Raw genomic sequence first — 3,193 nt, forward strand, 5'->3', positions numbered from 1 at the left:
GAGCACGGCAGCTTCCTTTCCTCGCAGGCAGTCGCCCACCAACTACTTTCGGCGTTAAGAAGCTTAACTTCTGTGTTCGGCATGGGAACAGGTGTATCCCTCTTGCTTTCGCCACCGTACTCTTTTGAGCTTTTGCACTCAAAACTAAACATAATCCTTCTCGCAAAAAACCTTGATTGCGCGCTTTGGTCAAGTCCTCGACTGATTAGTACTGGTCCGCTCCATTCTTCACAGAACTTCCACTCCCAGCCTATCTACCTCATCGTCTCTGAGGTGTCTTACTGCTTGCGCAAAGGAAATCTCATCTTGAGGGGGGCTTCGCACTTAGATGCTTTCAGCGCTTATCCCTTCCGCACATAGCTACCCAGCGATGCTCCTGGCGGAACAACTGGTACACCAGCGGTGCGTCCATCCCGGTCCTCTCGTACTAAGGACAGCTCCTCTCAAATTTCCTACGCCCACGACGGATAGGGACCGAACTGTCTCACGACGTTCTGAACCCAGCTCGCGTGCCGCTTTAATGGGCGAACAGCCCAACCCTTGGGACCGACTTCAGCCCCAGGATGCGACGAGCCGACATCGAGGTGCCAAACCTCCCCGTCGATGTGAACTCTTGGGGGAGATAAGCCTGTTATCCCCAGGGTAGCTTTTATCCGTTGAGTGATGGCCCTTCCATACGGTACCACCAGATCACTAAGTCCGACTTTCGTCCCTGCTCGAGTTGTCTCTCTCGCAGTCAAGCTCCCTTATACCTTTACACTCTGCGAATGATTTCCAACCATTCTGAGGGAACCTTTGAGCGCCTCCGTTACACTTTAGGAGGCGACCGCCCCAGTCAAACTGCCCACCTGACACTGTCCCTGGCCTGGCTTACAGGTCGAGGTTAGAGCATCCTTCAAACAAGGGTAGTATCCCAACATTGCCTCCAGCAAGACTAGCGTCCTGCTTTCCTTGGCTCCTACCTATCCTGTACATGTTTAAAAGATACTCAATATCAAGCTACAGTGAAGCTCCATGGGGTCTTTCCGTCCTGTCGCGGGTAACCCGCATCTTCACGGGTATTATAATTTCACCGAGTCTCTCGTTGAGACAGTGCCCAAATCATTACACCTTTCGTGCAGGTCGGAACTTACCCGACAAGGAATTTCGCTACCTTAGGACCGTTATAGTTACGGCCGCCGTTTACTGGGGCTTCAATTCGAACCTTCGCTTACGCTAAGCTCTCCTCTTAACCTTCCAGCACCGGGCAGGTGTCAGCCTCTATACGTCATCTTACGATTTTGCAGAGACCTGTGTTTTTGATAAACAGTTGTTTGGGCCTATTCACTGCGGCTAACCATTCTCATGGCCAGCACCCCTTCTTCCGAAGTTACGGGGTCATTTTGCCGAGTTCCTTAACGAGAGTTCTCTCGCTCACCTTAGTGTTCTCCACTCGACTACCTGTGTCGGTTTGCGGTACGGGTATGTCCTCTCTGGCTAGAAGCTTTTCTTGGCAGTGTGACTGTAACACCTTCGCTACTCTAACTTCGCTCCTCGTCACGGCTCGTGTTGCTGGCTAGAAGCATTTGACTCTTAGCCGCACTTGCCGCTTGAACATCGATCCAGCTCGATGCGTGCTTCGCCTCCTGCGTCCCTCCTTCGCTCTTAACGATCGGACACAGTACAGGAATCTCTACCTGTTTTCCATCGACTACGCCTCTCGGCCTTGCCTTAGGTCCCGACTTACCCTGGGCGGACGAGCCTGCCCCAGGAAACCTTAGTCTTTCGGCGGACAGGATTCTCACCTGTCTTTCGCTACTCATACCGGCATTCTCACTTCTAAGCGCTCCAATCATCCTCTCGGTTGACCTTCGCCGCGCTTAGAACGCTCTCCTACCACGCATCTTGCGATGCATCCACAGTTTCGGTACTATGCTTAGCCCCGGTAAATTTTCGGCGCAGCGCCACTCGACTAGTGAGCTATTACGCACTCTTTGAATGATGGCTGCTTCTGAGCCAACGTCCTAGTTGTCTACGCAACTCCACATCCTTTTCCACTTAGCATAGATTTGGGGACCTTAACTGGTGATCTGGGCTGTTTCCCTTTCGACTACGGATCTTATCACTCGCAGTCTGACTCCCGTGTATGGATATCTGGAATTCGCAGTTTATCTGGATTCAGTAACCCCTGACGGGCCCCTAGTCCAAACAGAGCTCTACCTCCATTATCCTCTCCACGAGGCTAGCCCTAAAGCTATTTCGGAGAGAACCAGCTATCTCCAAGTTCGTTTGGAATTTCACCGCTACCCACAACTCATCCCCGCAATTTTTAACTTACGTGGGTTCGGCCCTCCAGTGCGTTTTACCACACCTTCAGCCTGGTCATGGGTAGGTCACTTGGTTTCGGGTCTACGTCGCACAACTTCTCGCCCTTTTCAGACTCGCTTTCGCTCCGGCTCCGTCTTTTCTGACTTAACCTCGCTGCACAACGTAACTCGCCGGTTCATTCTACAAAAGGCACGCCATTGCACTTTAATGTGCTTTGACTACTTGTAGACACACGGTTTCAGGTTCTCTTTCACTCCCCTTCCGGGGTTCTTTTCACCTTTCCCTCACGGTACTGGTTCACTATCGGTCACTAGCTAGTATTTAGCCTTGCGAGATGGTCCTCGCGGCTTCAACCGGGATTCCTCGTGTCCCGGCCTACTCAGGAGTCTGCTAGGCGCGCTTGCAATTTCGCTTACGGGGCTCTCACCCTCTCTGGCTTACCTTCCCAGATAATTCGACTATCGCTTGCGCTGCCACCTTGCAGTCCTACAACCCCAATTGATAAATCAACTGGTTTGGGCTCTTTCCTCTTCGCTCGCCGCTACTAAGGAAATCGATCTTTCTTTCTCTTCCTGCAGCTACTTAGATGTTTCAGTTCACTGCGTATTCCTTTGAATGACTATCTATTCATCATCCAATAGTGCATCGCTGCACTGGGTTCCCCCATTCGGACATCTCCGGATCACTGCGTACTTACCGCTCCCCGAAGCTTTTCGTAGTTCGTCACGTCCTTCATCGGCTGCTAGTGCCTAGGCATTCACCGTGCGCCCTTTTCTACTTGACCTTACTCAAGAATTCTCTTCTCGGTCGCTTGCAATCTGTTCTCTTTGATTGTCTCGGTTTTTTGCTTGGATTATATTCAGTTTTCAATGTACTAGCTCTTTGA

General features: G+C 51.4%; 2 rRNA genes. Both read right to left on the minus strand.

Going from position 1 to position 3,193, the window contains the following annotated elements:
- Nucleotides 1-2: 2 nt before the first annotated feature.
- A 5S ribosomal RNA gene (gene rrf / locus FC57_RS10275) occupies nucleotides 3-119 on the minus strand.
- A 66-nt stretch (nucleotides 120-185) separates the two neighbouring features.
- Nucleotides 186-3,091 (minus strand): 23S ribosomal RNA (locus FC57_RS10280).
- Nucleotides 3,092-3,193: the final 102 nt, after the last annotated feature.

It is taken from the genome of Lactobacillus ultunensis DSM 16047 (assembly GCF_001436305.1).
In the GTDB taxonomy this organism is placed as follows: Bacteria; Bacillota; Bacilli; order Lactobacillales; family Lactobacillaceae; genus Lactobacillus; species Lactobacillus ultunensis.